General features: G+C 64.2%; 14 protein-coding genes. 3 read left to right on the top strand and 11 right to left on the bottom strand.

Annotation, left to right across the window (positions count from 1 at the left end):
- Positions 1-27: 27 nt before the first annotated feature.
- The 10 genes from AC1D75_RS23705 to AC1D75_RS23660 form a co-directional block, all read right to left on the bottom strand.
- Positions 28-1,383 carry a condensation domain-containing protein gene (locus AC1D75_RS23705; protein ID WP_495517794.1) on the bottom strand — a complete coding sequence of 452 codons (1,356 nt, stop codon included), beginning with the start codon at positions 1,381-1,383 and terminating at the stop codon, positions 28-30.
- Positions 1,384-1,394: 11 nt separating this feature from the next.
- Positions 1,395-2,804 carry a condensation domain-containing protein gene (locus AC1D75_RS23700; RefSeq protein ID WP_495517793.1) on the bottom strand — a complete coding sequence of 470 codons (1,410 nt, stop codon included), beginning with the start codon at positions 2,802-2,804 and terminating at the stop codon, positions 1,395-1,397.
- Positions 2,801-4,315 carry a condensation domain-containing protein gene (locus AC1D75_RS23695; protein ID WP_495517792.1) on the bottom strand — a complete coding sequence of 505 codons (1,515 nt, stop codon included), beginning with the start codon at positions 4,313-4,315 and terminating at the stop codon, positions 2,801-2,803. Before AC1D75_RS23695 ends, AC1D75_RS23700 begins: the two co-directional genes overlap by 4 nt.
- Before the next feature lie 107 nt (positions 4,316-4,422).
- A complete protein-coding gene (locus AC1D75_RS23690) occupies positions 4,423-5,358 on the bottom strand; it encodes an alpha/beta hydrolase (protein ID WP_495518395.1) in 936 nt (311 codons plus the stop codon).
- A gap of 258 nt (positions 5,359-5,616) precedes the next feature.
- Positions 5,617-6,972, bottom strand: coding sequence for a hypothetical protein (locus AC1D75_RS23685; protein ID WP_495517791.1), 1,356 nt, complete (start codon positions 6,970-6,972; stop codon positions 5,617-5,619).
- Positions 6,973-6,998: 26 nt separating this feature from the next.
- Positions 6,999-7,811, bottom strand: coding sequence for an ABC transporter permease (locus AC1D75_RS23680; protein ID WP_495517790.1), 813 nt, complete (start codon positions 7,809-7,811; stop codon positions 6,999-7,001).
- Positions 7,808-8,776 (bottom strand): ATP-binding cassette domain-containing protein, encoded by a 969-nt coding sequence (locus AC1D75_RS23675; protein WP_495517789.1) that lies wholly within the window; start codon positions 8,774-8,776, stop codon positions 7,808-7,810. The genes AC1D75_RS23680 and AC1D75_RS23675 overlap by 4 nt, the downstream gene beginning before the upstream one ends.
- A 39-nt stretch (positions 8,777-8,815) precedes the next feature.
- Complete coding sequence (locus tag AC1D75_RS23670; protein WP_495517788.1) at positions 8,816-9,451, bottom strand: Maf family protein; 636 nt, start codon at positions 9,449-9,451, stop codon at positions 8,816-8,818.
- A gap of 24 nt (positions 9,452-9,475) precedes the next feature.
- Positions 9,476-9,724 carry an acyl-CoA carboxylase epsilon subunit gene (locus AC1D75_RS23665; protein WP_495517787.1) on the bottom strand — a complete coding sequence of 83 codons (249 nt, stop codon included), beginning with the start codon at positions 9,722-9,724 and terminating at the stop codon, positions 9,476-9,478.
- On the bottom strand, positions 9,721-11,349 hold the full coding sequence (locus AC1D75_RS23660) for an acyl-CoA carboxylase subunit beta (protein ID WP_495517786.1): 1,629 nt from the start codon (positions 11,347-11,349) through the stop codon (positions 9,721-9,723). Before AC1D75_RS23660 ends, AC1D75_RS23665 begins: the two co-directional genes overlap by 4 nt.
- 162 nt (positions 11,350-11,511) lie before the next feature.
- Between AC1D75_RS23660 and AC1D75_RS23655 the strand changes: the two genes are divergently transcribed.
- Positions 11,512-12,351 (top strand): biotin--[acetyl-CoA-carboxylase] ligase, encoded by an 840-nt coding sequence (locus AC1D75_RS23655; protein WP_495517785.1) that lies wholly within the window; start codon positions 11,512-11,514, stop codon positions 12,349-12,351.
- A gap of 32 nt (positions 12,352-12,383) precedes the next feature.
- On the opposite strand, the gene AC1D75_RS23650 is transcribed toward AC1D75_RS23655, so the two are convergent.
- Positions 12,384-13,010 (bottom strand): hypothetical protein, encoded by a 627-nt coding sequence (locus AC1D75_RS23650; RefSeq protein WP_495517784.1) that lies wholly within the window; start codon positions 13,008-13,010, stop codon positions 12,384-12,386.
- A 165-nt stretch (positions 13,011-13,175) separates the two neighbouring features.
- On the opposite strand from AC1D75_RS23650, the gene AC1D75_RS23645 reads away from it, so the two are divergent.
- Together AC1D75_RS23645 and AC1D75_RS23640 are read left to right on the top strand one after the other, a co-directional pair.
- Positions 13,176-13,727 (top strand): PH domain-containing protein, encoded by a 552-nt coding sequence (locus AC1D75_RS23645; RefSeq protein WP_495517783.1) that lies wholly within the window; start codon positions 13,176-13,178, stop codon positions 13,725-13,727.
- A gap of 76 nt (positions 13,728-13,803) precedes the next feature.
- Entirely contained in the window at positions 13,804-14,481 is a 678-nt protein-coding gene (locus AC1D75_RS23640; RefSeq protein ID WP_495517782.1) for a response regulator transcription factor, read from the top strand.
- Positions 14,482-14,483: the final 2 nt, after the last annotated feature.

The raw sequence follows: 14,483 nt of genomic DNA, 5'->3' as shown, positions 1-14,483 counted from the left end.
CGACCAATGGAATCAGCAGGTGCGGATCTAAATGTTTGTTCGAGTCGAGATTACCGACCCCGCCAAATCGACGAAATCGTCGAGCACCCGCGCGGCGGTCGAACGTCCGGTGTCGGTAGAAGGGTACCGCGCCCGCAGATGCAATCCATCGTGGTCCCGCCAGAACCACAGCTGCAGCGCATCGGTATCGCTGGAACTCGAAACGTGTTGTGGTGCTGACCAATCCGGAAGATCGAAACGGCGGTAGTCGACGTACGACACCATGAAGACGTCGTGGCGGACCATTCTTATCCGGTCGCCGAACACGCTGAAAACGGTCGACAATCCCAGATCCGCGGCGAACACCGCCGCCCGCAATGCCCCTGTGGCGTTGCGCATCGACGCGAGCAGGTCCGGATCGGATCCGTCCACGAGCAATGGACCATTCGATACGAACCATCCGACGGCGCGTTCACGGTTCGGCTCGTTTCGGGTGTGAACCGGAATGATCATCGCTGTGCGGTCGGGACCGCCGGCGCGAAAGACGGCCGTGGCGAGGCAGGCGACCATCGCCGGATAGGTGCGCAGACCCTCGGTACGTGCGATGGCGTCGAAACTCTTCGCTGCGGTGGCGTCGTAGATCGTGCGGATGTCGATGTGTGGGGGTACACGATCACCTTCGGTGACACCGAGGTCGAGTGGGAACGCCGGGACCGCCCATTCGGTCGCGTGCAGGAGGCTTCGCCACGGAACCAGTCGAGGGTCGTCGTCGGGGGCCATGGCCGGCACCTCGGCACCACCGCCGGACAGGAAAGAGCCCGCAGCGGGTACCTCGATCCCGCGAAAGTGATCGAGCAGATCCTCGGCGATGATCGCCAGCGACAGTGCATCGACAAAGCAGTGATCGAAAGCACATACGACGGTGGTCGAGTTCTCGTGACGCACCGCTGCGAAAAAATGCGGGTATGGCGCGAACGGTGTGCACGTCGCGTTGATCGCCGATTCGAGAACCGCCGCGGCGCCGGTGTCGTCGTCGATGAAGTACTGATCGCTCAGGGCCTGTACGTCGGCGCTTCCGGGGTCATGGGTGAACCGCGTGTACCCGCCGTTCGCGGATGCGGCGGCGTCGGGGTCGTCGGTGACAACGAAGTACGAACGCAGGACGTCGTGACGGTCCAGGAGTTCGCGCAACGCTTCGGTGAGGACTTCGGGGGCAAAGGGACCGGGCAACTCGATCGTGACCGCCAACCAGCCGATACCACCTCCCTGAACCGATTCGAGGTGGAAGCGTTCGTTCTCCGACGGTCCGGTGGGACTGGGTTGTGCCTCGCGATTTGCCGAGATCGGCCAGGTGTCGACCTGACCCGGCGCGATGACCACACGGTCGATTGTGGTGAGTTTCATGGTGTGTGTATCTAGCCGGTCCGCACCGGCCGGTTCTCACCATTGGCGAACGACGCGATGAAGTCGGTGACCACCGCGATGTACTCGGTGGTGTTCTTGCGCGCCGTCTCGTTGTCCGGGATTTGCGTCAGCAATCGAATTCCGTAGTCGCCGCGGTTGATCCACATGTTCGCGTTCCGGGTACGGCCTCGACCGGGAAGGATCAGGGCGGCCTTCTTGACCGGATCGTCCGCGCGGGGCAGACGGCGAAGGTCGAAATACGAAACCATTTGCGGTGAACCACTTTCCAGATCGATGGAACCTTCGGCTGCGAGATACCCGAGCGCTGCATGCACTGGTAGGGAACCGATTTCGCGTGCCTTGCGGGTTGCGGCCGACGCGGTGATGACAAGGTCGTGGAATTCGACGTCATCTTCCACGCGGAACGCGACCGGTGCGAAATTGCACAACCAGCCTTGTGTACCAACGGTTTCCGGCGTGCGAACGGAAAGAATGGTGGTCGTGAAGAACTCTGAACTCCCGGCCAGCACACTTTCGGCTGCGGCAAGGGCGGCAAAGATGCACCCCTGCAGGGAGGCGCCGATCTCGCGCAACCGTTCCTCGCAGCGATCTGATTGTGGACCGTCGGTCACCGGTTGCTCGATCACCGCGTTCGGCATGGTCTCGCCGTCCGCCAGCCCGAGATCGAGTGGAAAGCGCGGGACCTTGCCGCCATGGGTCTTGAGGATCTGGCGCCAGGCATCGATACGCGCGTCATCGGGTGTGGCCTGTCCGGCGAGCAGCATCTCATTTGCCACAAAATCGAAATAGCTGCCGGCGGGCAGTAGTGGAAGGTCTGCGCTGCCGTCGATCTCGTGACGGTAGGTCTCGAAGATCTCGTCGAGCGCGAGCGTTTGTGACACCCCATCGGTATGAGAATGATCGGCAACGAAATAGAAACCGAACCGGTCGCCGGCGTCGATGGCCCCGAACGCGAAACCGGGGAGATGGTCGAAGACGGCCTCGGTGTCGATGCGGGAGTGTATGTAAGCGACCAGTTCGTCGGGAGTGCCCGACGGACCCTCGTCCACCGTGGTGAACTCGATCGCCGATTCCGGAGCCAGGTGGCGCACCGGTCCCGAGTCGGAGACATCGAACCAGCACCGCAGTTCGTCGTGCCTGCGTACGAAGGCGGTCAGGGCGCGGGCCATCGCATCACGATCGAGTCGTTCGTCCACGTCGGTGACGATCATGGCGATGGCCTGGTTTGTCTCACCGGTCGCACGCTTGGCGGCGGCCGCCATCAGGTGGTCACGCTGAAGGAAGGACGGGCCGGTGGCGCTCTGGGCCGAGTTCGCCCTGGCTCCGTCGGGATCACGCAGGCGCCACTCGACCAGTGTGCCCGGTTCGGGTGACCACCAGTCCAGTGTCGAGCCCTTCACGAGCGCGAGTCCGGTGAGTACACGTCGCCGCGGGTCGGTTCGTTGGCGGCGGCGGTATCGAACAGTGCGTCACCGTCGTCGATGACGGTGCGCAAGACGTCATTGAATGTCGAGATGTAACGGTGTACCGATTCGCTGGCCTGCTGGCTCGCCGAGAAACGCGCCGATATGTTCGTGCCCCTGGGGATCCGGTTGATCCACAGATAGACCTCGTCGGAATTCCGGGTCGAGCTGCGCAACACCCGAGCCTGCCGGGCATCCCAGTGTTCGGAACCCTCGGCGTTCCGCAGGTCGATGTAGGAGATGACGAACTGCGGTGGGGTGCGGTCACCGATGAGATCGGCGATCGGGTAGTAGGGCGAGGTACCCAATTCCTTGTACTCGGCCGCGTTCTTTCCGAGCTGCGTGATGGCCTCGGAGAAACTCTTCGCCGATCCCGGACGTAGATGAACCGGGATGATGCCGACAAACCATCCGGCGGATTCGCCCCACTTCAATTCTGTGCGGGTGTGAACCGGGCTGATGAAGCGTAGATCAGGATTCCCCGCGAGCCGCGAATTGGTGATCGACAGCGCGGTGTAGACACCGGCCTGCATGTTGGCCCCGAGCTTTTTGCAGACCTGGTGGAAGCGCTCGGTCTCTTCGGCATTCAGAAGCCACGAGGACAGGCTGGCCTGGTACTCACTGTCGTTGGCAGGTGACACCGCTGGGCGTTCCGCGCTTTTCGGTGCCGGGATCGTCTGCAGAACGGGGAAGCGTGGCATCGAATGCGGCTGGGTGTCGAGCGTGGAATCGTGGTGGGCCTCGAAGAACGCCGTCCACCGCGACACCACTGCGTCGTCGGCGGTGATCTGCGATCCGATGGTGCGCTCGGCGTCGCTGAAGTCGAGGTAGCTGCCGAACTCGTGTAGCTGATCAGGTACGTCGAGCAGCTCCGATTCGTAGATCGCGGTCAGTTCCTTGATGGCGAAAACCTGGGTGTAGGCGTCCATGACGGTGTGATCGGCCGCGAAGATGACCAGAAACGACTGGGTATCGTCGGCAGGCGCGACCGTCACCGCGATGCACGGCGGCCAATGCAACGGGTTGACCTTGGTGTTGAACAGTTCGCTGACCCGTCCGAAAACAGCTGTGCTGGAGATGACCTCAGGTGAACCGATGGCCTCGACCGAAATTGCGTCGGGCGACACCGTCCGCCGGAGGAAATCGACCCCGTCGCCGGTTTCGGATGCCACGACGGAAGCCCGGAAGGCCTCGTGACGTGCGTACCAGCGAAGGAGCGTGCGAGAGAAGACGTCTGCGTCGAGCCGATGGTGGATGGCGAAGGCGGTTCCGATCCATTCGCTGAACCAGCCGTCGCCTTCGGTGTAGGCGCGCCGAGCGTGTTCGAGGTGCATGTACGACAGCTGTCGATCGTCGGCGCGCCAGGCGTCGTCATCTGCGACGGCCGGGTACCACTCGGTCAGAACACCGCTCGGCAATGCATAGTCGGCCAGTTCGGTGTATTCCATCAGAAAACTCCCCGTCTGTCTTTTTTAATGCCTGATTCCGCGAGGAGCGAGAGTCCTCGTCGGTTCTGTCAGATCATGAAATATGTTCGAGCCCTTGAACTTTTCGCTCAGGCCGAAATTCCGAGGCCGCGTGCGAGCACCGGCCAGCTCTTGTGCATTTGAGTGACCCAGTACGGCCACGAATGTGTGCCCAGGTCCTCGAAATCAAACGTCGCCGGTATCTCTCGATGGGCCAATTCGGTAGCCAACTGTTGGGTGCACCATAGCGAACCCAGTTCGATCGCGCCGCCTACGACGACGCGGTCGAGCGGGCTGGTGTTTCCCGGATACTCCGGCGCGTCGTACGGCCCCGGCAAGCCGGAACCGACCGAGACGTAGATGGCTGTATCGCGAAGTCCGCCGGCGTGGAGCAGAACGTCGTGTGCTGCCCAGTCCGGATCGCCCGTGGGACCCCACATGTTGTCCGCATCGCCGCCGAATGCGGCGACGATGCCCCGGGTCAGCACCTGTGTGGCCGGATCTGCAGTGGAATAGCAGCCGCTGAAGGACCCGACGGACCGGTAGAAACCCGGGTTGCGGGCTGCCAGTGTGAGTGAAGAGCCTGCGCCCATGGACAGGCCGGCGATGCCGCGGGTTCCGTTGCCGTCGAACTCGGCATCGACCAGTGGCGGGAGTTCCTCGGTCAGAAAGGTTTCCCACCGATAGCGTCCGAGCTCTGGATCGTCGCGTTGCCAGTCCGTGTAGAAACTACCGTTGCCCGCCAGCGGCAACACGACGTTGACGTTCTTCGATTTGTAGAAGTCGACGGCGTCGGTCTTGCGCAACCACATGCTGTTGGTCGGGTCTTCCTCGCCGAGCCCGCTGAGCATGTACAGCGAAGGGCGAGTGGTCGACGTGGCGACTTCGGGTGTCAGGACCTGAACCTTGATGGTCTGGTCCATCGAGGCGGAGTGCACGTACATCGCCCACTGGGTCGGACCCTCCTGGACAACCTGCTCGACCGTCGAAATCGGTGCCGGAGCGGCTGCGGCGGGCGCTGTCATCGCAACGATCGGGGTGGAGAGTGCCGCGAGCACTAACAGCTGCCTGAAGACCTTGTGGCGGCGCAGCGCGCCGTCGGCAGCTGTCATCGGTGCACGTGGCATCAATTGGTCCCTTCGGGTTCTCGGACAAGAGGTACTCGGACAAGAGGTATTGCGGTGTGATGAAACATCGCCGTCATCGTTTCGATGCAGTCGCGTGATCATAATATGGGTTGAGACACACCTGCGCTCAGATCAAATGTTTTGCGATCCAGCGCATCACCACAGTTCGGGTTTGAGATCCCAACGGTCGCACTCGGCGGCGAGCAGTTCGGAGAGTGTGTCCGTGTCGGGCAGAGCCACGGGATCCAGGCCGCTGACCGTGAGGTTCATGGTGTCGCCACTGACGATCGCGCAGGCCATCAAGCCGCCACGGAGTTGGATGAGCCGTTCGCGGGTGATGGCGGGCGTGACGGACCTACCCATGAATTTATCGACTCGGCTGGGGCGCCCGAGGCCGCCGAATGTAGCGCTGAAGGTCCCCATGTTCGACGCCAACGCCAGCGGTGTCGAGGCTCGGCGGTTGAGCCGGAGCAGAGTTCGGTCGCTCAGTGCCTGCGCCAGCGGCTGCAGCAGGGTGATCGTGCTCGGTCGCCGCGACGAATCGATGTACATGAGTTTGGAATGCGCCTTGACGGCCTCCAGATCCCGCTCCTGGCTCAGTCGGGCCGGAAGGTCAAGGGAGCGGCCGGTGGTCGCGTTGGACCGGATGTCGTCGGGGTCCGTGCGGGCGGTCATCGGGACCGACACGCGGACGGTGTCGTCCCAGCTGGCGCGGCCGGTCCCGACCAGGATCCCGACGACCATGGCCACGAACAACGAATTGCCCGAACCACCGTGTCGGGCGGCGACATCGAGCCATTCTTTCGTCGGCATGCTGGCGACCGCGAACGGCGCGATGTACCCGGGAGCATCGTCGGGCACCTCTATATGGGACGGAAACGGAACAGACATCGAGGTCACGACATTGGCAGGACGTTCGTCGGCACTGCGTCGAGACCGTATCCACGATGCGGCCAGAGTGCCCAGACCTCCGCTGATCTGACGCAGCTGACCCAGCGCGTCCGAGAGGTCGTCCCACGCCCGCACCGGTGTGGCGGGCGGGATCGCGGGGTGCTCGGCGGAGAGTGCGTTGTCGATGTTCTTGCCGAAGAGGGCGCCGTCCGCCACGGCGTGTGAGAAGCAGAGCGACACCAGCTCGCCGCCGTCGAGCAGTGGGGCCGAACGGAGTTCCCACACCGGGCCGGCGATGAGATCGACCTCGAACTGGGCAGCGGTGTCGATCCAGTCGTGGATCTGATCGGCGGTCAACGCAGCCGAGTCGACATGGACAGCCCCCGGTGTTCCGCCGCGGATCCAGTGGTCGCGGGCCAGAGGCATCCGCCGCCGACGCAATACTCGACTGAAATGCCCTGCCGCCAGCGCGGTCCCGAACTGTTCCAGCTCGCCGGCGTCGAGTGGAGATCTCAATCTCCAGACCATCTGGCTCACGACTCCGAGGCCTGCCGCCCGGTGCATCCGGACGAAGAGATCATCGTCGGGGGTGATGCGTAGGACCGGGGACGTCTGACCCACCAATACTCCTTCGTCGGGCGGTCGGTCTACAGCCGCCGCAGGTAAGTCTTCACGGTCAGCGGTGCGATCACCGCGATGACCACGGTGGAGCCTAACAACGACCACACGATGTGCATATCCGCTTGACCTTCATTGGCCAGCGAACGCACCGCGGAAACCAGATGAGAGATCGGGTTGATCTCGGCGATCGTCCGCATCCATGACGGCATGCTCTCGGTCGGCACAAAGGCGTTGGACATGAAGCCCAGCGTCGTGAGGGTGAGCGCCGAGATCCCCTGAATCGACGAGGCTTTACTCATCAGGACGCCGATGAACGCAAAAATCCAGCTCAACGAGAAGGCCGCGTAGATCACCAGGGCGATTGCGGCCAGCGTGCCGAGGGCGCTCGCGGGCTGATAACCCATGCACAATCCGACCATCAGCGTGATGACGATCGCGATGACGTACCGGACCACGGCGGCGACCAGCGATCCGGACAGCGGCGCGATTCGCGAGATCGGCAGGGACACGAAGCGATCGAAGACACCGCGATCGATGTCCACCCGCAATTGGACCCCGACCACGACGGTGCTGGTGATCACGATGTTCACCAGCACACCGGGGATGAGGACGGGTAGATAGGCGTCGACGCTCCCGGCGATCGCGCCACCGAATATGTTGGCGAACATCACGGTGAACACGATGGGCACGACGATGACGTCGAGTAGCTGTTGCGGTGTGTGCTTGAACTTCAGCAGGCCGCGCCGGGCCATCGTCGACGTGTCGCGCAGAGCTTTTCGGGTGGTTATGTGCCCGAGGGCCGGGTCGTTCGACACTTCGGTCGTCCGGTTGATGGTCATGCCGGGCTCCGATCCTCGGTCAGCGCAAAGAACACCTCGTCGAGTGAAGGCTTGTGGACGCTGAGTTCCTGCACCTCGATCGACTGCTCGGACAGTGCCGCGATCACCTGTGCCGAACGCGCCGAATCGCTCACCGACATCGTCAATTGCCGTGTTCTCTCCTCGTATTCGATCGGCCCGTCGAGCAACCGCATGATGATCTCGGTTGCGCGGGCGCGGTCGTCGCTGCGGGCGAGCGTGATCGAGAGGGCGTAGTTGCCCACCGAACGTTTCAGGGATTCCGGTGTGCCGTCCGCGACAACCTGACCGTGATCGATGACCACGAGGTGATCGGCGAGGGCGTCGGCTTCGTCGAGATACTGGGTGGTCAACAGGACCGTCGTGCCGTCTGCCACCACACCTCGAACCATCTCCCACAGCTGGGTTCGGGTCCGCGGATCGAGTCCGGTGGTGGGTTCGTCGAGAAACAGCAGTTCGGGCCGACGAATCATGCTGGCCGCCAGGTCGAGTCGGCGCCGCATCCCGCCGGAGAACTTGCGGACCGGGCGTCCCGCTGCGGCGGTGAGCCCGTATTCGTCGACGAGCTCGCGGGCCCGGTCCCTGGCTTCGGCGTTGCGCAAGCCCAGCAACCTCCCGAAGATGTCGAGGTTCTCGGCGGCGGTGAGATCGTCATCGACCGAGGCGTACTGCCCGGTCAAGGAGATGAGGGATCGGATTGCCGGACCTTCCCGGACGACATCGCGGCCGAGGATGAGAGCCGTCCCGGAGTCGGGTCGCAACAGCGTGGTGAGCATCCGGATCATCGTGGTCTTGCCGGCCCCGTTCGGGCCGAGGACACCGCAGACCGTACCCCGCGCGACGGTCAGGTCGATGTTGTCGACCGCGCGATGATCGCCGAAACTCTTGCACAGACTTCGTACTTCGATGGCGAGGTCGTCGGTCGAGCCCATCGGTTCAGTTATCACGCGGTACAGGCTAGCCGGGCCGCGTCCGCGATGTCATGGTCATGCCCCGGGGGACCACAGGTCGGTGACACTGACACCAACCCGATCGAGCAGCTCTCGGACAAGCGGAAGACTGATTCCGATCACCGATGAGGGGTCTCCGTCGATGCCGTCGATGAACCAGCCACCGAGCCCATCGAGGGTGAATGCTCCGGCGACCTGTAGGGGCTCGCCGCTGCCGACGTACGCGTCGATCTGTTCATCGGTGGGGGAGCTGAAACGAATAGTTGTTGCGACACTGCCGGTTTCGGTGGAGGCGATCTCACCGTCGATCAGTCGGAGCAGGCAATGTCCGGTGATCAGCTGTGCTTCGGTACCGCGCATGTCGATCCATTGCGAGCGGGCGACCGGCGCGGTGTGTGGCTTGCCGGTGAGCACACCATCGCGAAGCAGCATCGAATCGCAGCCGACGAGAACCGAATCCATCGCGAGGTCGGCATCGAGGCGGCCGACCACGTCGAGCGCTTTGGCGCGGGCCAGCATCGTCACGATCGCCGACGGTGAGGCCGCGCTGCCTGCCTGGGCAAGCAGCGCGTCCTCATCGACTTCGGAGACCGACACCACCGGGCTGATGCCGGCGGCGCCGAGGATCTTGCGACGTGCGGGTGACGCCGATGCCAGGACGAACCGGGTCATCGGCGGTAACCGGGCGTCACCGGGTCAGTAATCCCAGCGCAGGTTCGGAAAAGCGCTGGGCGCCAACCCGCCTGCAGGCCGGAGCCGGTCGACGTGTGCACCCCAGAGATTGCGGGGACCGGGATCGGCAGGTGCACCCGACCCGCTTGCTGCGGCGAGCACACCGACCAGGGCAGCGACCTCGACGTCGGTCGGATTGCCCTTGACCACGGTGAGGAACGGCGCTGCGGGGGCGGCGGTCTCGTCGCCCGCAGGCGTTGTGTGGTCGCTCATAGGGGGATGTTCCCGTGCTTCTTCGGCGGCATGCTCACCATCTTGCGCTCGAGGAGCTTGAGCGCGGTGGCGATCTGACCGCGGGTGTGCGACGGCGGGATCACCGCGTCGACGTATCCGCGTTCGGCGGCGACATACGGATTGACGAGGGTGTCCTCGTATTCCTGCTGGAGCTGCAGACGCAGTGCATCGACGTCGTCGCCGTTGGCGGCGGCTTCCTTGAGCTTGCCGCGGTAGACGAAGCCCACCGCGCCCGAGGCGCCCATGACAGCGATCTGAGCGGTCGGCCAGGCCAGGTTCACATCGGCGCCCATGTGCTTGGAGCCCATGACGTCGTACGCGCCGCCGTAAGCCTTACGGGTGATGACGGTGATCTTGCCGACCGTGGCCTCGCCGTATGCGTAGAGGAGCTTGGCTCCGCGACGGATGATGCCGTTGAACTCCTGCTCGGTACCGGGCAGGAACCCCGGCACGTCGACCAGGGTGATGATCGGGACGTTGAACGCGTCGCAGGTGCGCACGAAACGCGCGGCCTTCTCGGACGCGTCGATGTCGAGGCAGCCGGCGAACTGGGTCGGCTGATTGGCGACGAGGCCGACGCTGCGTCCGTCGACGCGGCCGAAGCCGACGATGATGTTCATCGCACGCTCGGCCTGCACCTCGAGGAATTCGTCGTCATCGAGGATGCGGCGGATGACCTCATGCATGTCATACGGCTGGTTCGGGGAGTCCGGGATGAGGGTGTCGAGCTCGAGGTCCTCGTCGGTCAGGGTGTCCTCGATCGAACCGGCGGCGGGCGCGGCAACCGGCAGGCGAGGGGCCTCGCCGCGGTTGTTGCTCGGCAGGTAGCTCAGCAGGTCCTTGACGTACTCCAGGGCGTCTTCTTCGTCGGTGCCGACGTAGTGCGCAACACCGGATTTCGCCATGTGGGTGTGGGCGCCACCGAGGTCTTCCATGGTGACGTCCTCGCCGGTGACGGTCTTGATCACGTCGGGGCCGGTGACGAACATCTGGCTGGTCTTGTCGACCATGACAACAAAGTCGGTGAGCGCGGGGGAGTAGACGTGGCCACCGGCCGCCGCGCCCATGATCAGCGAGATCTGGGGGATGACACCCGAGGCGCGCACGTTGCGGTGGAAGATCTCGCCGTACAAACCGAGGGAGACAACGCCTTCCTGGATGCGGGCGCCTGCGCCTTCGTTGATGCCGACCAGCGGACGGCCGGTCTTGATCGCCAGGTCCATCACCTTGACGATCTTCTCGCCGTAGACCTCGCCGAGGCTGCCACCGAAGACGGTGACGTCCTGACTGAATATGCAGACCTCGCGGCCGTCGATGGTGCCGTATCCGGTGACGACGCCGTCGCCGACCGGACGGCGGTCGCCGAGTCCGAAGTTGGTGCTGCGGTGGCGGGCCAGCGCATCGAGTTCGACAAACGAACCGTCGTCCAGGAGATGGGTGATGCGCTCGCGTGCAGTGAGCTTGCCCTTCTCGTGGGTTTTCTCGACTGCTGCTTCGCCGACCGGGTGCTTGGCCTCGGCAAGGCGATTGTGCAGGTCAGTGAGTTTTCCGGCAGTTGTGTGGATGTCCGGCGCCGCTTGCGCGTCCTGGGGGGAACTCGTCATGGCTTTGATGCTATCCACACTGTGTGAAGGGGGTGCGCGCCGGGCTAACCTGAGGGTTAACTCACATTTGAGGTGGTACTGCCGGATACAGGTAGATCTTCGTGTCAAAACCCCCTGCGGGCAGCCGAGGATCTCCCCGGCGCCTGCCCCTACGCTGATGGCATGAAGCCGCAGGCAGTCAAGCGTGAACCGATCGACGAACAAGCACTCCGGGACGCTGTGGCCGGCACCCGCTGGAGCTCGGTGCGGGTGGTCGAGGAAACCGGTTCGACCAATGCAGATCTCGTGGCCCTGGCCGCGACATCGAACTGTGTCGGGTCGGTTATGGTCGCCGAACACCAGAGCGCGGGCCGTGGACGTCACGCGCGGCAGTGGGTGAGCCCGCCACGCTCACAGGTGGCGATGTCCGTGGCGGTGGCGGCGGACACCGCGAACGCTCCGGCCGCGCTCGGCTGGTTGCCGCTGCTGGCCGGCCTGGCAGTGGTCGAGGGCATCGGGGCGGTCAGTGACCTCGCACCGGTGCTCAAGTGGCCCAACGATGTTCTGCTGCCTGCGCCCGGAGAGACCACCGCAGGCATCGGCGGCCGCAAGGTGTGCGGAATCCTGGCCGAATTGACCCGTGGACCGTCGGGTGCGGCGGCGATCATCGGGATCGGGATCAACGTCAGCCTCACGGAGACCGAACTCCCGGTCCCGACGGCGATCTCGCTTGAGCTGGCGGGTGCCCACGTGAGCAGGCAGGACCTTGCCGCAGCCGTTCTCGTCGCGCTGGACCGCAGGTTGCAACAGTGGCCGGACGACCTCGACGGACTTCGGCAGGACTATCGCGCGCGCTGCGCCACGCTCGGCCATCAGGTCCGGGTGGAGTTGCCCCTGGACAAGCAGCTCGAGGGTGTCGCGGTCGAGATCGACGGCACCGGGCGGGTTGTCGTGCAGGACAAGCGCGGGGAGCGGGTGGCGGTGTCCGCAGGCGACGTGACGCACCTGCGGATCACCGACTGATCCCCGCGCCCGCGAGCTCGTCGGAGTTCAGATCAGCGACGGTCCATGCTCTTCGTGCCCATTGCCGGGATGAGGAACATGATCGGAAGACCGATCACCGCATGCACGATCGCGGTCGAGATGCCGGTGGTCCATTCCCGCGACAGCAGCAGCGGGATCAGGATCGCTGCAACGATGAGCAGCCCGACGATCCACTTGAAGAAGTCGTTGGGCGCAGGGGTCGCCAACTGCAGGACGTACCAGAGTGCGCCGGCGAAGATGGCGCAGAGGAACGCCACGACGGCAAACCAGTACTCGTCGTTGGCCATCGGATTCCACACACCGAGTGCACCGGTTTCGTTCACCCGGGTGATGATGAGCCGGATGATCCAGGCGACCAGCCAGGCCGCGAGTCCGGTGACCACGGCCGTGGCCAGGACACCGCCGATGAACATCGTCGGATTGACCTGTGGCCGATTGGGTTTCGGTCGTCGCTGCGGCGCAGCCGGCCGGGCAGGCGGCGCGTAGTTCTGATCGCCGGGGTACTGGCCGGCCTGATACTGATCGTAGGGTTGCTGGTAGCCCTGTTCGGGGTAGGCCTGGCTGTATGCCTGCGGATCGGGGTCCTGTCCGCGGTCATAGCGCTGGGTGCGTGGTTTGTTCGGATCATTCGGGTACATCGGGCACCTCCCTGCAGGTGAGTCTACTGATCACCGATACCTGCGGTGTTTCGATGATGAGGCGACAACCGTAACCCCCACCGGCTCGGACTCCACGTCAGGTGTGGCAGGCGGGTGGTTTGATTGCGGCACGTCCAGATGTGGCGCACCCGCGCATCGGGTTCCATGCGTATCGAGAGGGAAGGCCTGTTGATGGGGTATCCGGAGAGCATTTTGGCCCAGGGTGAACGCGTGATCCTGCACCACCACCCGCACTGGAAGTGCCTGCTGATGCCGATCGTGGTGTTTGTTCTCGGCACGGCTCTGGCCGGTGTCGCGGGCGGATACCTGTCGACCTCCGACATCGGGTCGTCCACGAAGACGGTCCTGGGCATCATCATCGCGGTGGTGTGGCTGGGCCTGGTGCTGTGGTTCTTCATCCGTCCGTTCATCAGCTGGCGGACCACCCACTTCGTGCTCACCGACCGCCGGGTGACCTACCGCAACGGCATCCTCACCCGGTCCGGGATCGACATCCCGGTCCAGCGCATCAACTCAGTCGAGTTCCGGCACGGACTGCTCGACCGGATCCTGCGGACAGGAACGCTCATCATCGAGTCGGCGTCCGAGGATCCCCTCGAGTTCAACGACATCCCACAGGTCGAACGCGTCCATTCATTGCTGTATCACGAGGTCTTCGACACCGCCGACGGTGACGACTTCCGCGGTCGCCGATGACGGCCGGGCGCAGACTTTCCGGCCGTAGCCATGTCGTTGGCGGCATATCTGTGCGCCGGGGGCCTAAGTTGATCAGGTGACCGATGTTCTGCTCGCCGAAGACGATGAAGCGATATCCGCGCCGCTGGCGCGTGCGCTGACGCGCGAGGGCTACGGCTGCGAGGTGGTCACCACCGGTACCGATGCACTCGAACGCGCCGCCAGCGGACGGTTCGAGCTGTTGGTCCTCGACCTCGGCCTGCCAGAGATGGATGGTCTGGAGGTATGCCGTCGCATCCGGCAGACCCGACCTCAGCTGGCTGTGCTGATGCTCACCGCCCGCACCGACGAGGTCGACTTCGTCGTCGGTCTCGATGCCGGGGCGGACGACTACGTCGGGAAACCGTTCCGGCTTGCCGAGCTGCTGGCCCGGGTGCGAGCGTTGTTGCGTCGCAAGCAGACCGCCGACGTCGTGCTCGAGGCCGGCGACATCCACCTCGATGCCCGGGGGCGACGTGTCCAGGTGTCCGGCGTGGACACCACGCTCGCCAACCGGGAGTTCGACCTGCTGCGCTACCTGATGGAGCGGGCCGGTGAGGTGGTCAGTCGGGAAGAGATCCTGACCGAGGTCTGGGGCACCCCGGATCTGCTGTCGTCCAAAACTCTCGACATGCACATCTCCTGGTTGCGCCGAAAGATCGGGGACGACCAGCCCAACCGCCGGAAGCGGATCGTGACCGTCCGTGGTGTCGGCTTCCGCTTCGATCCCGACTAGAC

Source organism: Williamsia sp. Y712 (assembly GCF_059445525.1).
This window is presented reverse-complemented; position numbering and strand designations above follow the sequence as displayed.

Excerpts from the sequence above, each read along its gene's own strand:
- AC1D75_RS23665 (WP_495517787.1), bottom strand. The coding sequence starts at position 9,724 with ATGAGCGACCACACAACGCCTGCGGGCGACGAGACCGCCGCCCCCGCA.
- AC1D75_RS23680 (WP_495517790.1), bottom strand. The coding sequence starts at position 7,811 with ATGACCATCAACCGGACGACCGAAGTGTCGAACGACCCGGCCCTCGGG.
- AC1D75_RS23645 (WP_495517783.1), top strand. The coding sequence starts at position 13,176 with ATGCGTATCGAGAGGGAAGGCCTGTTGATGGGGTATCCGGAGAGCATT.
- AC1D75_RS23670 (WP_495517788.1), bottom strand. The coding sequence starts at position 9,451 with ATGACCCGGTTCGTCCTGGCATCGGCGTCACCCGCACGTCGCAAGATC.
- AC1D75_RS23660 (WP_495517786.1), bottom strand. The coding sequence starts at position 11,349 with ATGACGAGTTCCCCCCAGGACGCGCAAGCGGCGCCGGACATCCACACA.
- AC1D75_RS23650 (WP_495517784.1), bottom strand. The coding sequence starts at position 13,010 with ATGTACCCGAATGATCCGAACAAACCACGCACCCAGCGCTATGACCGC.
- AC1D75_RS23705 (WP_495517794.1), bottom strand. The coding sequence starts at position 1,383 with ATGAAACTCACCACAATCGACCGTGTGGTCATCGCGCCGGGTCAGGTC.
- AC1D75_RS23690 (WP_495518395.1), bottom strand. The coding sequence starts at position 5,358 with ATGACAGCGCCCGCCGCAGCCGCTCCGGCACCGATTTCGACGGTCGAG.
- AC1D75_RS23655 (WP_495517785.1), top strand. The coding sequence starts at position 11,512 with ATGAAGCCGCAGGCAGTCAAGCGTGAACCGATCGACGAACAAGCACTC.
- AC1D75_RS23695 (WP_495517792.1), bottom strand. The coding sequence starts at position 4,315 with ATGGAATACACCGAACTGGCCGACTATGCATTGCCGAGCGGTGTTCTG.